At 41.8% G+C, this 19,355-nt stretch carries 21 protein-coding genes; 19 read left to right on the top strand and 2 right to left on the bottom strand.

Annotated features, from left to right (window positions below; translation table 11 throughout):
- Positions 1-15: 15 nt before the first annotated feature.
- The 9 genes from QPK24_RS13840 to QPK24_RS13800 are packed head-to-tail and all read left to right on the top strand — an operon-like array spanning position 16 to position 6,945.
- The gene (locus QPK24_RS13840; protein WP_285741995.1) at positions 16-1,497 is read left to right on the top strand and encodes an AMP-binding protein; all 1,482 of its coding nucleotides are present in this window, start codon (positions 16-18) and stop codon (positions 1,495-1,497) included.
- Positions 1,494-2,645 carry a thiolase family protein gene (locus QPK24_RS13835; RefSeq protein WP_285741993.1) on the top strand — a complete coding sequence of 384 codons (1,152 nt, stop codon included), beginning with the start codon at positions 1,494-1,496 and terminating at the stop codon, positions 2,643-2,645. Before QPK24_RS13840 ends, QPK24_RS13835 begins: the two co-directional genes overlap by 4 nt.
- The gene (locus QPK24_RS13830) at positions 2,642-3,022 is read left to right on the top strand and encodes an FAS1-like dehydratase domain-containing protein (RefSeq protein ID WP_285741991.1); all 381 of its coding nucleotides are present in this window, start codon (positions 2,642-2,644) and stop codon (positions 3,020-3,022) included. The genes QPK24_RS13835 and QPK24_RS13830 overlap by 4 nt, the downstream gene beginning before the upstream one ends.
- On the top strand, positions 3,019-3,360 hold the full coding sequence (locus QPK24_RS13825; RefSeq protein ID WP_285741989.1) for a MaoC family dehydratase: 342 nt from the start codon (positions 3,019-3,021) through the stop codon (positions 3,358-3,360). The genes QPK24_RS13830 and QPK24_RS13825 overlap by 4 nt, the downstream gene beginning before the upstream one ends.
- Complete coding sequence (locus QPK24_RS13820; protein ID WP_285741987.1) at positions 3,360-4,181, top strand: SDR family NAD(P)-dependent oxidoreductase; 822 nt, start codon at positions 3,360-3,362, stop codon at positions 4,179-4,181. The genes QPK24_RS13825 and QPK24_RS13820 overlap by 1 nt, the downstream gene beginning before the upstream one ends.
- On the top strand, positions 4,182-4,982 hold the full coding sequence (locus QPK24_RS13815) for an energy-coupling factor transporter ATPase (RefSeq protein WP_285741985.1): 801 nt from the start codon (positions 4,182-4,184) through the stop codon (positions 4,980-4,982).
- A complete protein-coding gene (locus QPK24_RS13810) occupies positions 4,967-5,827 on the top strand; it encodes an ATP-binding cassette domain-containing protein (protein ID WP_285741983.1) in 861 nt (286 codons plus the stop codon). The genes QPK24_RS13815 and QPK24_RS13810 overlap by 16 nt, the downstream gene beginning before the upstream one ends.
- Complete coding sequence (locus tag QPK24_RS13805) at positions 5,817-6,620, top strand: energy-coupling factor transporter transmembrane component T family protein (RefSeq protein WP_285741981.1); 804 nt, start codon at positions 5,817-5,819, stop codon at positions 6,618-6,620. The genes QPK24_RS13810 and QPK24_RS13805 overlap by 11 nt, the downstream gene beginning before the upstream one ends.
- A gap of 1 nt (position 6,621) precedes the next feature.
- A complete protein-coding gene (locus QPK24_RS13800; RefSeq protein ID WP_285741979.1) occupies positions 6,622-6,945 on the top strand; it encodes a CHY zinc finger protein in 324 nt (107 codons plus the stop codon).
- 27 nt (positions 6,946-6,972) lie between these two features.
- Here QPK24_RS13800 and QPK24_RS13795 read toward each other — a convergent pair whose 3' ends face one another.
- Both QPK24_RS13795 and QPK24_RS13790 read right to left on the bottom strand, forming a co-directional pair.
- Positions 6,973-7,281, bottom strand: a complete 309-nt coding sequence (locus QPK24_RS13795; RefSeq protein WP_191799738.1) for a hypothetical protein — start codon at positions 7,279-7,281, stop codon at positions 6,973-6,975.
- Positions 7,282-7,558: 277 nt separating this feature from the next.
- Complete coding sequence (locus tag QPK24_RS13790; RefSeq protein WP_285741975.1) at positions 7,559-8,992, bottom strand: N-acetylmuramoyl-L-alanine amidase family protein; 1,434 nt, start codon at positions 8,990-8,992, stop codon at positions 7,559-7,561.
- A gap of 212 nt (positions 8,993-9,204) precedes the next feature.
- Here QPK24_RS13790 and QPK24_RS13785 point away from each other — a divergent pair, with 212 nt between their 5' ends.
- From QPK24_RS13785 to QPK24_RS13740, 10 genes are all read left to right on the top strand, one after another.
- Positions 9,205-10,092: a fructose bisphosphate aldolase gene (locus QPK24_RS13785; protein WP_285741973.1), complete on the top strand. Its 888-nt coding sequence runs from the start codon at positions 9,205-9,207 to the stop codon at positions 10,090-10,092.
- Between the two features lie 155 nt (positions 10,093-10,247).
- Complete coding sequence (locus QPK24_RS13780) at positions 10,248-11,456, top strand: MFS transporter (RefSeq protein ID WP_285741970.1); 1,209 nt, start codon at positions 10,248-10,250, stop codon at positions 11,454-11,456.
- Between the two features lie 375 nt (positions 11,457-11,831).
- Complete coding sequence (locus QPK24_RS13775) at positions 11,832-13,100, top strand: nickel pincer cofactor-dependent isomerase, group 22 (protein ID WP_285741968.1); 1,269 nt, start codon at positions 11,832-11,834, stop codon at positions 13,098-13,100.
- Between the two features lie 15 nt (positions 13,101-13,115).
- Positions 13,116-13,964 (top strand): ATP-dependent sacrificial sulfur transferase LarE, encoded by an 849-nt coding sequence (larE, locus tag QPK24_RS13770; protein ID WP_285741966.1) that lies wholly within the window; start codon positions 13,116-13,118, stop codon positions 13,962-13,964.
- 94 nt (positions 13,965-14,058) lie between these two features.
- Entirely contained in the window at positions 14,059-14,805 is a 747-nt protein-coding gene (gene larB, locus QPK24_RS13765; RefSeq protein WP_285741963.1) for a nickel pincer cofactor biosynthesis protein LarB, read from the top strand.
- A gap of 3 nt (positions 14,806-14,808) precedes the next feature.
- The gene (larC, locus tag QPK24_RS13760) at positions 14,809-15,756 is read left to right on the top strand and encodes a nickel pincer cofactor biosynthesis protein LarC (protein ID WP_285741961.1); all 948 of its coding nucleotides are present in this window, start codon (positions 14,809-14,811) and stop codon (positions 15,754-15,756) included.
- Between the two features lie 22 nt (positions 15,757-15,778).
- On the top strand, positions 15,779-16,249 hold the full coding sequence (gene larC2, locus QPK24_RS13755; RefSeq protein ID WP_285741959.1) for a nickel pincer cofactor biosynthesis protein LarC2: 471 nt from the start codon (positions 15,779-15,781) through the stop codon (positions 16,247-16,249).
- 92 nt (positions 16,250-16,341) lie between these two features.
- Positions 16,342-16,638: an ArsR/SmtB family transcription factor gene (locus QPK24_RS13750; RefSeq protein ID WP_285741957.1), complete on the top strand. Its 297-nt coding sequence runs from the start codon at positions 16,342-16,344 to the stop codon at positions 16,636-16,638.
- A gap of 162 nt (positions 16,639-16,800) precedes the next feature.
- Entirely contained in the window at positions 16,801-17,817 is a 1,017-nt protein-coding gene (locus QPK24_RS13745; RefSeq protein ID WP_285741955.1) for an NADP-dependent oxidoreductase, read from the top strand.
- A 52-nt stretch (positions 17,818-17,869) separates the two neighbouring features.
- A complete protein-coding gene (locus QPK24_RS13740) occupies positions 17,870-19,246 on the top strand; it encodes an aldehyde dehydrogenase (protein ID WP_285741953.1) in 1,377 nt (458 codons plus the stop codon).
- Positions 19,247-19,355: the final 109 nt, after the last annotated feature.

The following is a 19,355-nucleotide window of genomic DNA, read 5'->3' as shown; positions in this document are numbered from 1 at the left end:
ATAGGTGTGATGAAATTGAATATAGTAAAGCCGATATTGCGACATGCAGCGGTTCAGCCAGATAAAATTGCTTTATCTCATAATGGATCTAGTCTTTCTTACTCTGAATTAGTAACCAGGATCAAAAAAATCGCCCATGGTTTCAAACAGAAGGGTCTCCATCATGATAAGATTGCCATTTTATCTACGAATCGCACCCAGTTTGTGGAAGTTTTTCTTGCAGCCATCTTTGCAGGCTGCGTGCCTATACCTCTAGATCCAAAATGGAGTCAGGCAGAGGTTAATGCCATTTTACAGCGATGTGATCCTCGTATAATTTTTACGGAGAAAACATACGCGAATAAACTGATTAGGTGCGATAACGAGATTCAGCTGCTTACCATTGCTTCCGAAGATGAGGGCTCGTATTACGATTGGATCGAATCTTTCGAGCCAACAGCCGAAGTGGATGAAACGAACGAATTATTATTTATCGGTTTCACATCAGGTACAACAGGAGTGCCCAAGGGGTATATGCGTAGTCATTTGTCTTGGATGAAAAGCTTTGAAGCAACAAATGAAGCCTTCGAGTTTCACAACATGGAACATATTATGGCACCAGGTCCCTTCGTTCACTCTTTGTCGTTATTTGCTTTATTACAGAGTCTCGTAAGTGGGGCGACATTTCATATCGTAGACCATTTTGATCCTAAGAAGGTACTGGAACTATGCGAACGTAATCCTGACATGATTTTATTTGTTGTTCCTACGATGATTGAATCGATGATGAAGGAAGCTACTCCAGGCAGGGCACATATGCAAGCCCTGATCAGTTCGGGAGGAAAATGGTCCGAAGCATCCAAGCAAAGGGCCAAGGAGATCTTTGGCGGAGCAAAGCTTTACGAATTTTATGGTTCTTCTGAAGCGAGCTATATCAGTTATATTGATGTATATGCAGAAAATAAACCGAATTCGGTTGGGAAATCATTTCAAGGCGTAGAAATCTCGATTCGCGATGAACATTTTAAAGAGGTGCCTGAGGGACAGATCGGACAGCTATATATTCGAAGTGACATGATGTTTTCAGGGTATTACGGATTACCTAACGAAACGGCAAATATCTTCCGTGAAGGATGGCTTATGCTTGGAGACTATGTATCGAAGGATGAGGATGGATATTTGCATTTGGCCGGTCGTGCTAAAAATATGATCGTATCGGGAGGCCTGAATGTTTTTGCTGAGGAAGTCGAGTCCGTTATGAAGCTTATTCCGGCGATCAAAGAAGTAATGGTACTTGGGCTGCCGGATGACTATTGGGGAGAACAAGTGACAGCACTTGTACAATGGAGTGGAGAAGAAAACCTATCCATAGAAGAAATAAAAAATCATTGCCGCAGGTACTTAGCCAGTTACAAAGCCCCGAAACAACTCATTACAGTGGATCAATTCATCTATACTAGCAGCGGAAAGGTCGCTCGCCATGCGATGAAAGAATACATGAAAGAAGTGATGATATGAGAGAGGCTGTCGTTGTCATGGCAAAACGTACACCGATCGGTAAAATGGGCGGGATTTTTAGTGAGCTGGAACCGGAGTCCTTATTAGCACCGCTTATTGAGCATATCGTATCTGCGACAAACTTGCAGAGGGACCTCATTGATGACATTATTATTGGCAATGTGGTAGGACCAGGGGGTAATATTGCACGAGTAGCTGCACTCGAAGCGGGGCTTCCTGTCACGGTACCTGGTGTCACCATTGATCGGCAGTGCGGTTCCGGTTTAGAGGCGATTAATATTGCAGCGAGGCTAGTTCAGAGTGGTGCGGGTGAAGTATATTTAGCAGGCGGGGTCGAAAGTACAAGCCGTGCTCCATGGAAAATGACCAAGCCGCAAACCTTAATGGGCGTACCACAGCTATATACGCGGGCCTCTTTCACTCCAAGTGCATACGGCGACCCAGATATGGGCGTTGCTGCGGAGAATGTAGCTGAAAAGTATGAGATATCCAGAGAAGAACAAGATGAGTATGCTTTGAAGAGCCATCAAAAAGCAATACATTCACAGCAATTGGGAAGATTTGATGAGGAGATTGTTCCTATTCAGTCGAATGGAGAATGGGTGGATACGGACGAATGTCCAAGAGCCAATACGAGTTTTGCGAAATTGCAGAAATTACCGCCTATCTTTCGGGATCAAGGTACGGTTACTGCTGGTAACGCATGTCCAATCAATGATGGTGCTGCACTGGTTCTTATCATGTCCCGTGATAAATGTACTGAGCTCAAATTACAGCCTATCTTACGTTTTGTGGATGCGCAGGCGGCAGGGGTAGATCCACATTACTTAGGGATCGGGCCCGTTCCTGCTGTCCAAAAATTGTTAAGCCGTCAGCAGCTGACAGTGGAGGATATAGATCTCGTTGAATTCAATGAAGCTTTTGCTTCACAAGTATTGGCCTCATTAAAAGAGCTTCAGATTCCAGAGGATAAGGTCAATCGTGGTGGTGGTTCGCTGGCGATCGGTCATCCTTACGGTGCATCCGGCGCTATTTTAATGACGCGATTATGTGCTGAAATGCTGCGAAAACCTTACAAACGCGGGCTTGCTACACTTGGTATTGGCGGAGGAATTGGTCTTGCGACCTTAGTGGAGGCGGTGAAATGAATAAGCTTCAGAAGCGGATTTATGTATCTGCGAAGTCGATAACTCAGTATGCGAAGAGCATCGAATTCCCCATGCCAACACCAAGCGGTGAGTTGATTGCCCCAGCCACAATGCCGATTATTTTTTGGAGTGAATTTGATATTCCGTGGCTTCCTATGAACGAACCTCTAATTCATGGATCACAGCAATTTAGCTACGAGGCTCCACTTACGGCGGGTATGACTCTGGATTGTGAATTATCGTTACAAAAAGTAGAAAAAAAAGCAGGACGGCATGGGAGTTTGACCTTGTATACTCATAGCCTCGTGTGTACCAGTAAGAACAAACTTATCGTTACAGCAGAAACGGTATTAATCTCCGTAGGTGATGGATTATGAAAAAGCAAATCACAACTGCTCTTGTTCAGCAGTATGCTGCTGCCTCTAAAGATAGAGCTGCCATTCATTTGAATGAGGAAGCTGCAGCCAGGGCTGGGTATAAACGACCTATTGTACACGGAATGTACATCATGGGTATTGCACAGTCCTTGTATTTAGCGGAACATCCAGCTCAGTGGATCAAAACCTGCAACATGAAATTTATCAATCCACTATTAACAGATGCGGTAGCAAGTTTTCATTTTGAAGACTGCGTAGATCAAATTGACATAACTGTTACAGCAGAAACTGGCGAAGTCATTGCGAAGGGCACTTTTTCAGTGGAAGAGAGGTTCTAATGGGTAAAACAGCTTTAATTACCGGATCTAGCAGGGGCATTGGAAGAAGTGTTGCTCTTCAGCTTGGATTAAGCGGTTATCAGGTCGTTATCAATGGTACCAAGCAAAGTCTCATAGATGAAGTGGTAAGAGAAGTTCGAAGCTCAGGAGGCGTGGCTACTGGATACTGTGCTAACGTCGCTGACCCATTAGCAGTTACTGCGATGGTAGACCATGTTGCAGAAAAGTATGGCAGGATAGATGTATTGATTCACTCTGCTGGTAACTTACATGACCAAAAGTGTATACGCATGACGGATTATGAGTGGAACTCGGTTATCGATGTTCATTTACATGGTGCTTTCTATTGCACTCAGCGAGTATTGCCTTATATGACTCCATATGGAGGCGATATTCTGTTCATGACATCGACTGCCGGGTTATCTGGTTCTGTAGGACAGTTGAATTATAGTGCAGCAAAAGCCGGAATGCTCGGCATGGTGTGGACTTTAGCTGCAGAGCTTGCGCGCTATCAAATTCGTGTAAATGGTATTTCACCTGCCGCATTAACGGATATGACTAGACCTGTAATTGAGCATATAAAAGAAAAGTGCGCTAGGCGCAAAGATTCATTTCCTGATTTCTGGAAAATCGGTGAACCGGATGATGTCGCGAAATTCGTAGCCGCATTGCTGGCACAGCCTGATCAGGATATAACTGGTGAGATATTTGGAGTAAATGGTTCAACGGTGACTCGATGGCAAAAACCTGCGCCTGTCTTTTCTGAAGAAGGAATAGACAGATTTTTCGCAGCTTGGTATCGGCAGAAGGGAACGAAATAGATGCTTATCTTTGATCATGTACATTTTTATTATCAACAAGAACATCCGATCTTGGATGATTTGAGCTTTACAATTGAGCCCGGTGAATTCGTCGCGATGGTTGGAGCCAATGGCTGTGGAAAATCTACGGTAGCTAAGCTCATGGATGGACTGCTCTTGCCGAAGCAGGGACATGTGACCTTCGGCAATCTGGAGACTTCAAATCCGGAGGATCTTGTAAGTATTCATGAGAAAATCGGGATTGTCTTTCAAAACCCAGAGGATCAGTTTATCACCACAACGGTGCTGGATGAAATCCTGTTTGGACTTCAGAATATTCGGGTGCCTAGAGAAGAGATGGATCAGCGTGTGGAGGAAGCTTTACATATGGTCCATATGGAGGACTATAAAGAGGCGATGCCGCACCACCTGTCTGGAGGACAAAAACAGCGTGTTGCCATTGCAGCTATATTAGCGATGCGTCCACAAATTATCATTTTTGACGAAGCAACATCCATGCTTGATCCTGAGGGAAGAGAGCAAGTGATGAAGATCATGAAGGAGCTGCACCGTCAGGGCATGACGATTATTCATATCACCCATCACATGGATGAGGTACTATTTGCCAAGCGGCTGCTGCTTCTACATGAAGGCCGAATTGAATTTGATGGGGAACCTGCGACTTTTTTTGAAACTGTTAATGTGACCGATTATCAGTTGGAAAAGCCCTTTTCTGTCCGCTTACATCAAAATCTTCATTTAAATACACCACTTACAGCAGATTGGAAGGAGATGATCCGTTCGGAATGGAATGCGAACTAATAGATGTAGCTGTGGACTATGACGGACGGATGGCTCTAAGACAGATCACCTGCACTTTGCATGAAGGAAAATGGATTTCTGTCATCGGACCAACAGGTGCGGGCAAATCTACCTTTGTCAAAGTATTAAAGGGGCTCATTCCGAAGGTTCAGGGACAGTACTTTATTGATAAAGAGGGGGTTCCAACCGATTCCAAAGGAAGAATGAAAGTCATACCTGAAATCGGCTTTGTTTTTCAGTATCCGGAACATCAAATTTTTGAAACAACGGTGTACAAAGAACTTGCTTTTGCACCAAAGATTCAGGGATATTCGTCGCAGCAGATTGACGAGGCTATAGAAAATGTACTTCCACAAGTCGAACTCTATAAAGACGTATTGAACTATGCACCTTTTCAATTAAGTGGAGGTCAGAAACGGCGGCTTGCTATTGCTTCTGTATTGCTTATGAACCCAAAACTGCTTATTTTAGATGAACCAACCGCAGGACTTGATCCTTTGAGCCGAGTAGCTCTACTCAAGATGCTGAAGGAATGGCAGCACCAAAATAACTGCACGATTATTTTTGTATCCCATCATATGGATGATGTTGCCGAATATTCGGATGAGGTCATGATATTTAAGGCGGGACTGCTCATCGGTCATGAAGATGCAGATACTTTATTTTTGAAAAAAACAGAATTACTAAGACAAGCAGGGTTATCTTTACCAGAACATATAGAGTTCCTGCAGTTCATCGAACAATGGTACGGGCAGCCAATCGAAGTGAAAAGCTGTAAGGAACGAGATGTTTTTGATAGAATATTGCCCATTTGGCATGCAAGGGGTCTTACAAATGGCGAATAGCTTATTACTAGGCGAATATAGGGAACGAGAATCAATGCTTCATCAGCTGGATCCTCGAACGAAGATACTTAGCGTATTCATTATTATGCTTAGCTTTTTGATGCTGAAAACGTTCGTTAGTTATACAGCAGCTACCCTTTTTGTTATAGGGGTTTACCGATTATCCAATATCCCGTTTCGTATCGTGCTGAGAAGTTTAAAACCTGTTTTACTTATATTAGCGTTCACTTTTTTCTTTCATACGCTGACAACGGAAGGCAGGGTTCTTTGGTCTTATTCCTTTATACATGTAACCGTAGAGGGTTTGCAAAATGGTATGCGGTTTGTGATGCGAATTGTATTGCTGATTTTACTTGCCTCGATCTTGACGTTAACTACCAAACCTTTAACATTAGCTCAAGGGCTTGAAAGGCTTCTCGGACCGTTATCCAGACTAAACGTGCCCATCGAACAATTTTCGCTCATGATTGTCATCGCAATCCGTTTTATTCCCACGATCATGCAAGAACTTGAACGGATTCTTCTTGCCCAAAAAGCAAGAGGATATGACATTTCGTCTCTACCTTGGACAAAACGTATTTTTTCGTACATTCCCATTCTCATTCCCTTGCTATTCACAACGGTAAAACGTGCGGAACAACTAACGTATGCGATTGATGCTAGGGCGTATGGGAATGGCAAGGGAAGAACCGTCTATAGACAACTTGAAATGAAGCGGATCGATTATATAGCCTTGGTTATCGCACTTTTATTTACGTTTGTCGTGTTACTATTAAGGATGGGGGGGATCTGAAGTGGACGTTTATGGAGCTGTCTTGGATCGTGAAACGCGCTGTATTCATTATCATTCGGAAAAAGATATCATCGCAGTGAAATTTGCATGCTGCAACCGATATTATCCTTGTTATAAATGTCATGAGGAACATGCTGATCACGCCATTCGGCGCTGGCCGCAGGAGCAGTTCAGTGAACTCGCGATCCTATGCGGGAATTGTCACAGCGAATTGTCAATTAAAGAGTATATGAATACGGACAGCTGTCCGCATTGCCACGCTCTGTTTAATGAAGGGTGTGCTGCACATTATCACATTTATTTTGAAAAAAGAAACCGTCCGTGAGGAATAGGTTTCTTTTTTTTGATTCCACTACTGAACACGATCATAAAATTTCTGCCAATCTTTTTTTCCTACATGAATAAGATCGAGTACGGTCTTTTTTATGACAGTATGGATTGCTTCGCGAAAAAAACGCATTTCTTCTCGAATGGCAGCCTCCACCAAACCATTCGAATTTTCATAGTTTGTTCTTTGAATCCCGAGTTCGATTTGATGTTGTGCTTCATGATCGTCTACCATATCAAGAAGATGATCAAAAGCGATGAGAACGTCAGCATGTAAACCTAACTTATTCTCTGTAATCATGAGATCTCTAAATTCTTGTAAACTTTTACGCATAAAGAGTCACTCCTTTGTTTCTTTCTGAAGTAGCTTGTGCAGGAAAATAATTACATTCCTTATTCATCATTTAATTTAATGGTATTCAGCATATGAAGATATATACATAATAAATCAGGAAATAGAGTGTTGGGATAGTGATTATGGGCTTCAATATGGTTAAGACCATTTAGATAAAAAGACCGCTGACAATGATGTCAGCGGTCTTCTTTTTCAGAGATAGGTTCAGAAATGTTAAGTTATACAAATGTAAATAAGAAATGAGAGCACTTCATTTTTAAATACCCAAATACTCTTTAATTCCATCTACAATGGCTTGTGCTGCTTTATCTTGTACAGCTTCTGTGAAGAGCGCCTCTTCTTCTGCTAGGTTACTAAGGAATCCAATCTCCAGCAGTGCGGCGGGCATCGTTGTTTCTCTAATGACTTGGTAATTCCCTTCTTTAACACCGCGGTCTTTAAACCCAAGTGCCTTCACGAGATGCTTATGAATAACCTTTGCTAAATCTTTACTGCTGCTTCGCTGATAATAATAGGATTCGGTTCCGCTGGCTTGAGGGGAGGCTAGGACACTATTCCCATGAATCGATACAAATAGATCTGCTTTTAATTGATTCGCTAAGGCGACTCGTTCCGTCCGGGTAGGGTATACATCTTCATCACGAGTCATAACGACATTGATCTCCGGCTCACTTTGTAATAATGTTTCTACTTTTAACGATAAAGCTAAAGTAAAATCTTTTTCATGTGTATTTGTAATACCGATTGTACCTGGATCGCTGCCGCCATGACCGGGATCGATTACAACCGTTTTACGTCCTGAATTGTCAACTGGTGGAATAGGAATAGGAGCAGGAAGAGGGACAAAAGTGCTATTTTCATCCGCTTCCGTTACATCGACAACAAGGGTATTTGATTCCATTTCCGTCTGAAACTCAAAAGGGATTTCTTCTTCAGCAACGATAACAATTCGAACAACTTCCGGATCACGACTGAATAAGGAATATCTCACCTCGGAAACAGTTGAGTATCCGCTAACGTCTAGCTTACCTATCGTCCCTATGTTTAAAGATTGAGAAAAGGAGCTGGAGAAAGTCGCGTTCGGGATATCGACCACAATCCGCTGAGGATTAGCAAGTGTAGATATAGAAGGTTTTACATCCCCATCTAAAGAAACGACGAGCTGGTTGTTTGCAAAATACATATCATTCACTTGTTTGACAGGTTCCTTATAGGTCCCTTCTTCAATGCCATTTGAACCTGCTACAGGAATACTGCTTGTAAGCGTAACGACTTTATTCTTATTATCCCATTTCACAGCAAGTCCCATATTTTCACTTACAAACCGAAGCGGCACAACGACCGTATTATTCAGATTCCTTGGTGAAACCTCAAGCAGGGAGGCTATGTCGTTGATCAAGGCTTCTTTTTTATTCACGGTGAGCGTTAAGGTATCTGTATCATTCTGAATTTTGACGCGTTTTATCTTTTGATCCCAGGTTACTTTAAAGTTCAAATTCTCTGCAACAACACGGATGGGAATCATGACCGAATTATTTATGATGCTCACTTGTGCAGGGGAAGGCAGTTTGATTTCTTTACCATCAAGAATAATTTTGGCTTTAGGCGGATTACTCGAAGCATGCCCGATGTTTGGAAAAATACTGCATAATAATAAACTGAAAAGAAATAAAATCATTGTTTTTTTCATCGCGCACCTCAATATTTGAATAATAATCTTTTTATATGGACAATATTCAACATTTTACCAAAATTATCCTGCTTTATTTACACGATAAAATGATTTCTTTCTTCCCGCCAAATGTTTGGGAATTGCTGAACTACGGTATAGAAATAGGAGAGTGAGTAAAATGGAGTTCTATTTTTTTAATTAAGTGCAGAAAAAGAAAGGAGTATATTAAGATGAATCAAAAACAACGAGAACGAATGGAATCAGGAAAAGGATTTATTGCAGCCCTGGATCAAAGCGGGGGCAGTACTCCCAAAGCCTTGCTGCAATACGGAGTAAAGGAAACGGAATATAGTAATGAAGAAGAGATGTATACACTTGTACACGAGATGAGAACACGAATCATTAAAAGTCCTGCTTTCTCTTCGGATTATATTTTAGGAGCGATCTTGTTTGAAAATACAATGGATCGTAAAATAGACGGAAAATTTACTGGGGAGTACTTGTGGGAGGAGAAAGGCATTGTTCCCTTTCTCAAGATTGATAAAGGATTAGCTGAGGAGAAAAATGGAGTCCAGCTCATGAAACCAATGCCTGAACTAGATCGTTTGCTGGACCGAGCAAATGAAAAAGGGATTTTCGGGACGAAGATGCGTTCCGTGATTAAAGAAGCGAATAAAGAAGCGATTAAAGAAGTCGTAACCCAGCAATTCGAAGTTGCCAAGCAAATCTTGGCCAAAGGACTCATGCCGATTATTGAACCGGAAGTAGATATCTATAGTGAAGATAAACAAAAATCGGAAGAAATTTTAAGAGACGAATTAACTAAGCATCTGTCTACACTTGATGAGAACGTAAAAGTGATGTTGAAGCTTTCCTTGCCAAGCGAAGATAATTACTATAGGGAGCTTGTGAGCCATCCTCATGTACTTCGAGTAGTGGCTTTATCTGGGGGATATGAACGAGAAGAAGCGAATGAGAAATTGGCTCGCAACCATGGAGTGATTGCAAGTTTCTCACGTGCCTTAGCGGAAAGTCTTATAGCAGATCAGACAGATCAAGATTTCAATAAGCTGTTAACAAGTTCCGTGGAAACGATCTATAAAGCTTCTTTAACATAGGAAAATATGAATATCATCTTGATTGATGATTCATTAATAACTTTACAGTCTGGGCAGCCTCTATTAGGAGGTTGCTCTTTTTTGTCTGCTTCGTAATAGAAAAAATGATAGTATAGAAAAAGTCACAGAAAATTTTCAGAAAATAGGAGAGATTTATGCAAACCTCATGTACAACACATCCTAATGTTTCAAAAAAGAAAGAGCGTTTTCCTTTTGCGCTCCTCTGTCTGACGCTGGGTGCATTTGCGATCGGTATGACTGAATTTGTAATTATGGGTATTCTGCCTAATGTTGCAAGTGATCTGAGTGTTACGATTCCACAGGCTGGACAGTTAATTACCGGATATGCACTTGGTGTCGCGATCGGCGCACCTGTACTCACCATTCTCACCAATCGAATTCCTCAAAAACCGCTGCTTTGTATTTTAATGGCAATCTTTATTCTAGGTAACTTTATTGGGGCAATAGCTCCTACCTATGAATTATTAATGGGGTCACGCCTGTTAACAGCTCTAGCTCACGGAACATTTCTTGGAACAGGGTCGCTCATTGCAACTCAATTGGTGCGTCCTGAAAAACGAGCCGGCGCTGTATCCATGGTATTAGCGGGACTTACCATCTCTAACATCATCGGTGTTCCTTTTGGCACAATGATTGGTCAAAATATGGGTTGGCGTGCTTCCTTCATAGCGATTACGATTATGGGGATCATCTCACTTATTGGCATCATCTTCTTAATACCTAAAATAGAGCAAACAACAGAGGCGAGTCTATCCAAAGAGGTTCGCAGTCTTTTCCAGCCACAAGTACTGCTTGTGCTTGCTACGGGGGCTTTTGGTGCATGTAGTATGTTTACGGTCTTTACTTACATCACGCCACTTATGACGGATATTACTGGTTTTCAGGAGAGCAGTGTAACCTGGATTCTCGTAATGTACGGTGTGGGAGTAACGCTCGGAAATATAATTGGCGGGCGGCTTGCAGATTGGAAGCTCATGCCATCTCTGATCGCGATATTTAGTGTCTTGACGGCACTGTTATTTATTTTATCAGGCGTGCTGCATTACCCCGTTCTTACGCTGATTTGCGTTTTTTTATGGGGAGCAGCCGCATTTGCTATTTTGCCGGGAATACAGCTTCGCATTATGAATTTGGCACATGAAGCCCCAAGGCTCGCTGCCACCTCAAGTCACTCTGCTCTTAATGTAGGGAACGCTTCTGGCGCATTTATCGGAGGATTCATCATTACTCATGCGGGCCTTGCCTATATCCCGCTGACAGGTGCATTGATGGCGGCTATTGGGATTATGGGAGCTGTATTAAGCTATAATCAGGTTGAAAAAAGAAAAAGAGTTGTGAATTAAAAAATCCGGCTCTTAAGGAACATACCCCAACAAAAACTGTACTCCAATGGTTAGATGGATTCTAGCTATCGGAGTGTTTTTTTGGTTTCTTGAACTATAAAGTTTCAAGCAATGGCTAGAATGGTTTGCGAGCTTAAGTTAAGGGAATGAAAAATTGGGTTTTCCTTTATTACAACAACGTGTTTCTCTTACTTTCCGAAGCTAAAGCATGATCCAGACCGGGGACATCAAGGAAATATAATGGTATTATACAGACAATCCATCTTTATGGAAAAAACATCAGAATATAGATAATGGTAGAAATAATACGCATAAAATGTTATTTATTAGGTAGTAAGACATCCGCAGGCAGCTGATAAAGGAGAGAAGTGCAGTATGGGGATTTTACAAGAACTTTTAAAAGATATTCCTGTTCCAAAAATGGCAAAAGTAAAAGTTGATTTTGATGACAATCAGATCAAAGACTTGGAAACAGAACTTAGAAAGAAGCTGGACCGTGAGAAAATCCTAAGCAAAATAAAGCCTGGAATGGAAATTGCGATCGCCGTCGGCAGCAGAGGACTCGACAGACTTGCGGAAATCACTTACGTGACTGTTAAGTTTCTGCAAGATGCCGGAGCGAAACCCTTTATCGTACCAAGTATGGGCAGCCATGGCGGCGCTACAGCAGAAGGACAGCGCGAAGTACTGGCACATCTCGGGGTAACCGAAGAGACCATGAATTGTGAGATACGTTCCTCTATGGAAGTCGTTCAGCTTGGAGAGCTGTCTAATGGACTACCCGTATATATAGATCAGTATGCGGCTAATGCTGACGGAATCGTTGTTATTAACCGGATCAAGCCCCATACTGCTTTTAGAGGTCCGGTTGAAAGCGGAATCATGAAGATGATTAGTATAGGTCTTGGTAAGCAAAAAGGTGCTGAGGCTTGTCACCAGCTCGGATTTAAATATATGGCCGAGAATGTACCTGCTATGGCTAAAATGATAATGGAGAAAAGACCCGTTTTGTTTGGAGTAGCAACCGTTGAGAACGCATTTGATAAAGTAGCTGTCATCGAGACCCTTACGCCCGATGAGATTGAAGAGAAAGAAGCAGGGTTACAGATGAAAGCAAAGGAAATGTTGCCTAAACTGTTCTTTGATCAATTAGAAGTACTGGTTATTGATGAGATTGGCAAAAACATAAGCGGTGATGGAATGGACCCTAACATTACAGGTCGGTATCCTACCCCGTACGCTCATGGTGGTCCTGACGTGAATAAGATGGTGGTCCTTGACTTGACTTCACAATCGGAAGGAAATGCGAATGGGGTAGGAACAGCGGACTTTACAACTCAAAGACTCGTAGACAAGATGGATCTCGAAACGATGTATGCGAATGGACTCACGTCTACCGTAGTAGCGCCGACCAAAATTGCAACGACGTTATCTAACGATCGTGAAGCAATTCAGGCTGCGATTAAAACAAGCAATATTCTAGATTTTCATCAAGTAAAAATGGTTCGTATCAAAAATACACTCGTACTTAATGAGATCGAAGTATCTGAGGCTTTAATAGAAATGGTGAAACAGCATCCTCAGATGGAACTGGTATCGGACCTATATGATATTCCTTTTGACAGGGAAGGAAACTTATTTTGAACCAGGAGGAGAAGAATGACGAATCTATATGAACTTACAGGAAAATCAGAGGGATTGGCCCAGCTTGAGAATAAATATAACCAATTACAAGCCATCCTTCTGGAAATGAAGTCCGTCGTCGTTGCCTTCTCCGGCGGGGTTGACAGTACCTTTCTTCTAAAAGTTGCTGTCGATACCTTAGGAGCGGATCATGTTCTAGCGGTTACTGCAGATTCAGAGACCTACCCATCAAGTGAATTGGAAGAAGCGAAGGAACTGGCAGCTCAGATTGGTGTAAACCATCAGGTAATCGAAACTTCGGAACTTGCCATTCCGGGGTATGCGGAAAACAATAAGAACCGCTGTTATTTTTGTAAAAGCAGCTTGTTTGACCATCTCATCCCTGTACTTGAGCGAATGTCATTTCAGAATATTGTATACGGTGTCATCGCTGACGATATGAACGAATTTCGACCAGGAATGCAGGCAGCAAAAGAAAGAGGGATTCGCGGTCCTTTGCTTGAAGCAGAACTATACAAACAAGAGATTAGAGAACTTTCGAAAGAACGTAATTTACCTACATGGGATAAGCCTTCCTTTGCGTGTCTATCCTCCAGGATTGCTTATGGGGAGCATATTACGAATGAGAAGCTTAAAAAAGTAGAACGAGCAGAGGCTTACTTGAAATCACTCGGAATCCGCCAGGTTCGCGTTCGAACCCATCAAGAGATTGCAAGAATTGAAGTGGAACCGCAAGATATGAGAATTGTATTAGAACATCACTCTGATATCGTAGAGGAACTTCAAGACTATGGATATAAGTACGTTACGATGGATTTGCTTGGTTATCACAGCGGTAGCATGAATAAAGTTCTTCCAATGTAGTGTAGTAAGAAAAGATCAATCCTTACAAGTGAGACATTCTGTATTCTTTTTATACATTTTCTAATGCAAGAAGCGAAGTAAAGAGGTGCATGAGATGCTGGAGAACATACTAAATCAAGTGAAAAATGGAGAACTGAGTGTGGATGAAGCGAAGGAGTACTTCGCTGCTTTTGAAGACTTGGGCTTCGCAAAGGTGGATCATCATCGAAAAAAACGCCAAGGTTTCCCTGAGATTGTCTATGGAGAAGGCAAAACATCGGAACATATTATTTCCATTGTCCAGTCTCTACGTGCGCAGAACAATCAGGTACTGGTCACAAGAGTAACCGAGGATAAGGCGAAAGAAGTTCAGAATGTTCTGCCTGAGTTGATATATAACGATGTTGCAAGGATTCTTTATTGGAAAAAGCAAGAGACTCCTAGTAACCTGCCCGGATATATTGCTGTGATTGCTGCCGGCACCTCGGATATTCGTGTAGCGGAAGAAGCAGCCGTTACGGCCGAAGTCCTCGGTAGCAGTGTTCACCGAATCTACGATGTGGGTGTCGCAGGCATTCACCGTCTACTGCACCATGCGGAAGAAATCCAAAATGCGGTTGTTTCGGTGGTTGTGGCTGGTATGGAAGGAGCTTTGCCAAGTGTGGTAGGCGGCTTAGTTGCTCATCCCGTCATTGCGGTCCCAACCAGTATCGGCTATGGAGCAAACTTTAACGGCTTGTCAGCACTGCTTACGATGCTAAATTCTTGTGCTTCAGGCATCAGTGTTGTCAATATTGATAACGGATTTGGCGGCGGGTATAATGCTGCACTCATTCATAAGCTGATTCAGAAGGGATTGTAACTATTGAAAACACTATATCTCGATTGTTTCTCTGGGATTAGCGGAGATATGTTCATTGGCGCATTGCTTGATGCGGGGGCTGATCCGGTTCATTTAAGAGAAGAACTAAGCAAACTTCGAATGGAAGACGAGTATGAGTTGAGATGGGAAAAGGTTCTGAAAAATGGCATCACCTGCACCAAATTCGATGTGATTTTGCAAAAAGATAATCACTTGCATGTACATAGTCATACTCATACTCCTGAAAAAGTCGGTCATAAGAATGAATATTCTCATTCTCATGGTCGCGGGGGTCATGAGTACGCTCATTCACATGAACGTGAACATGAGCATGAGCATTCCCAAGAGCACGTCCATACACATGAAGATCAGGAACATGTACATACCCATGAACACAACCATACTCATAAACAAGTACATGGACATGATCATCACCATCATGCTCATCGTTCGTATAAGGACATTGTTCAATTAATTAAAGCGTCTGGCTTTTCAGAACAAGTGGAAAATACAGCCTTGCAAATTTTCAAAAAAATCGGGGAAGCAGAAGGGAAAATACATGGAGTTCCTCTGGATGAGGTACATTTTCATGAAGTGGGCGCGGTTGACTCTATAATCGATATTGTAGGTGGCGCTATTGCGTTCCATCAGTTAGGAATTGATACTGTCATATCGTCGCCCATCCCAGTCGGTAAAGGGAAAATTCGCATTGATCATGGAATATATCCTGTGCCCGCACCCGCAACACTTGAAATGTTACGTGGTATCCCTATAGAGCGCTCTGATATTAGGGGTGAACTGACAACACCGACGGGCGCCGCGCTTATTGCGGTCTTAGCAGAGGAGTTTGGGTCCATTCCCTCTATGAGAATTCAAACGATTGGCTATGGAGCAGGAACAAAAACATTCCCGGATCATCCGAATGCCCTTCGGGTCATCATTGGTGAATAGAGAAACAGAGAGGAGCAGGACTATGCAATCTCACCATCCTCCGAGTCATGAACATGTGGATATGGAAATGGTCAAAATGGAAGTGAATCTAGACGATATCCCCGGAGAATGGCTGGGATATGTTATGGACTTATTATTCGAAAATGGTGCCAATGATGTATTTTATACACCGATTTATATGAAGAAGAACAGACCAGGAACCTTACTTCAATTGCTGTGTTCTACTTCTAAAATAGAGAAAATGAAAGAAATCCTTTTTACAGAAACCACCACACTCGGGATTCGTTATTATCCATTAACCGTACACCGCTTAGAACGAATATTTGAACAAGTGGAAACGGAGTGGGGGAGTGTGACGGTAAAGAAGGGAATCTATGCAGGACAAGTGGTTGAGTGGGCTCCTGAATATGAAGAATGCAAACAGTTGGCACTTTCCCACGGAATCCCTTTAAAAAAGGTATATGATCAGATTCGGAAAAGCGCTCATACGTAAATATTCAAATAATAAGTTGCGGTAACGCGTTATTTAAAGCTGTAGTATTCAATAGATTTGACTTTAAGAAAAGAGAACAATACAATAGTTCTATGATGATCAAACAATACTCTTCAATAAATGATGTAAAACGGGTTAAAATTTTTAAAGCATTGTCAGAGATAAAACGTATAGAAATGATTCGATATCTTTATCACCACCGGGACAACAACACTTGCGGCACGATTGGTGAATCAATGGGAATGGATAAGTCAAACGTATCCTATCACCTTAAGATTTTGTACGAAGCTGATTTAGTCAGCGTGACACGCATGGGTCAGAATAAGTGCAGCAGTCTGCGAGAAGATACATTTACCGAATTTTTACCGGGTTTCTTGGACAGTTTGTAACTCGAATGTCCAGAAACCCATCATTTTTTGATAATAATTTGAAAGTTTTAAAACTATCGAATTAAGAACTGCCAATCATCATGTTCCGTTAGATTTCTGATCGGGCGGGTAATAAGTAGATGTGAAACTTAAAAAATTCCGTAGTAATGGAGAAGTGATCATATGAATCAGACAGCAAAGAATAAACAAGTACTACTGATAAAGCGTCCGGAAGGATTGCCTGCTCCGAGTGATTTTGAATTTAAAGAGGTAGAAGTACAGCAGCCTCAAGAGGGACAAGTTGTTGTAAAAACTTTATATCTTTCGGTAGATCCTTATATGCGCGGCAGAATGAATGATTCGAAATCGTATGTTCCTCCTTATCAATTAAATGATGTAATTAAAGGTGGAGCTGTAGGAGAGATCGTAGAATCGAAATCAGATAAGTACAAAGAAGGGGACAAAGTAATCGGTATGCTGGGCTGGCAGCTCTTCAATACAGTAGATGATAACAAAGTTACTAAGATTGATGAGTCGATCGCCCCTGTATCTGCTTATTTGAGTGTTCTTGGTCTAACAGGACTTACTGCCTACTTTGGATTACTTGATATTGGTCAACCTAAAGAAGGAGAAACTGTGGTTGTCTCAGGTGCAGCGGGTTCCGTTGGTATGTTCGTGGGTCAGATCGCTAAAATCAAAGGTGCACGTGTGGTTGGTATTGCCGGTACGGATGAAAAATGCAACTACTTAATGCAAGAGCTGAACTTTGATGCAGCTATTAATTATAAAACAACAGAAAATATCAAACAGGATTTGGAAAAAGCATGTCCGAGTGGTGTTGATGTTTATTTTGATAACGTAGGTGGTCCGATCTCAGATGCAGTGATGAGCTTGCTGAATGATCATGCACGTATCCCGCTGTGCGGCGCGATATCTTCTTACAACAGTACGGATGGAGATGTAGGACCTCGTATCCAAAGTCAAATGATAAAGACTCGTTCTTTACTCAAAGGATTTGTACTTAGTGATTATGCAGATCGTCAGTCAGAAGGACTTCAAGAGCTTGGAAAATGGCTGTCTGAAGGGAAATTAAAATATGAAGAAACCGTTGTTGATGGTTTTGATAACGTTGTTGAGGCCTTCCTTCAATTATTTAAAGGTGCGAACCTAGGTAAGATGCTCGTTAAAGTTAGCGAGTAAAAATTCAAATCATACTAACATACAGACTAACATACAGAGGAGAATGTGAATCATGGAAAATTACGAGAATTTGGCAAAAAGACAGCGGACATTCTTCAAAACAGGGGTAACAAAACCTATTCAATATCGAATGGATTCATTAAATACATTGAAAGAAGCAATTCTTACAAATGAAAAAGAAATTCTAGCAGCTCTCAGAAAAGACTTGAATAAGTCGGAGGCTGAAGGATATTCTTCGGAAATTAAACTGGTTCTTGAGGAAATTAACTATTCCTTAGAGAACTTGAAAGCATGGATGGAACCTAAAAATGTAGAAACGCCTGCTTATATTACAGATGCTTCGAGCGTAATCTACCCAGAGCCATATGGTGATGCTTTGATTATTGCCCCATGGAACTATCCGTTCCAGTTGGCTGTCTCTCCTCTTGTAGGAGCAATTGCCGGCGGTAACTGTGCAGTACTGAAACCATCAGAATTTACTCCAGCGACATCAAGTATCATTACTAAAATGATAAGTGATAACTTCCCTGAAGAGTATATTGCGGTTGTAGAGGGTGAAGTCGAAACGAGCACTGCTCTTCTAAAAGAAAAATTTGATTATATCTTCTTTACAGGAAGCACAAATGTCGGAAAAGTAGTAATGGAAGCTGCTTCTAAACATCTAACTCCGGTTACTTTGGAACTCGGCGGTAAGAGTCCTTGTATCGTGCATAATGATGCTGATCTTGATACTGCTGCGAAGCGGATCGCTAGAGGGAAGTTTCTCAATGCAGGACAAACTTGCGTTGCTCCAGACTATCTGCTGATACATCGTGATGTAAAAGATCAGTTCCTTAGCAAACTTAAAGAAGCAATTCATGGGTTATATGGGGAAGATATTTCCAAAAATCCTGATTTCCCTAAAATTATAAATGAAAAACAATTTAATCGACTACGTGCTTTCTTAGACAATGGGAATCCGTATTTTGGCGGTAGAACAGATGCTTCTAGACAATTCATAGAGCCGACAATCCTCGATCAAATTTCTTGGAATGATCCGGTTATGCAAGAAGAAATCTTTGGTCCGATTCTTCCTGTAATCGTATATGATGATTTGAACGAGATTATTGAAGAAATTACGAATCGTCCAAAACCGTTAGCTTTCTACGTTTTCTCTGAGAGTAAAGAAGTACAAGATGAGTTGCTGAGCCGAGTTTCCTTCGGCGGCGGCTGTATCAATGAAACACTTGCGCACTTAACTTCGCCTTATCTGCCTTTTGGCGGTGTGGGGGAAAGTGGTATGGGATCGTATCATGGTAAAGCAAGTTTTGATACATTCACGCATCATAAAAGTGTTTTGAAACGCAAAGCGGAGAAAAACTGCGGGTATAGAGAATCTCCATCCTTAGGATGGGGATTCTTTTTTTATGGAGTCAGATCATATGATTAATTGCAGCCTATTTATCGAGAATAAAGAATTCTTTTACGATAAGACAGCCGCGTCATTCGTAACCTATCAACATAGAATAGATTAGTACAATTCGTTAATAAGAGGTGAG

It is taken from the genome of Paenibacillus polygoni (genome assembly GCF_030263935.1).
Classification (GTDB): domain Bacteria; phylum Bacillota; class Bacilli; order Paenibacillales; family Paenibacillaceae; genus Paenibacillus; species Paenibacillus polygoni.
Note: the sequence above shows the minus strand (reverse complement) of the source record. Positions and strands in the feature narration are given on the sequence as shown.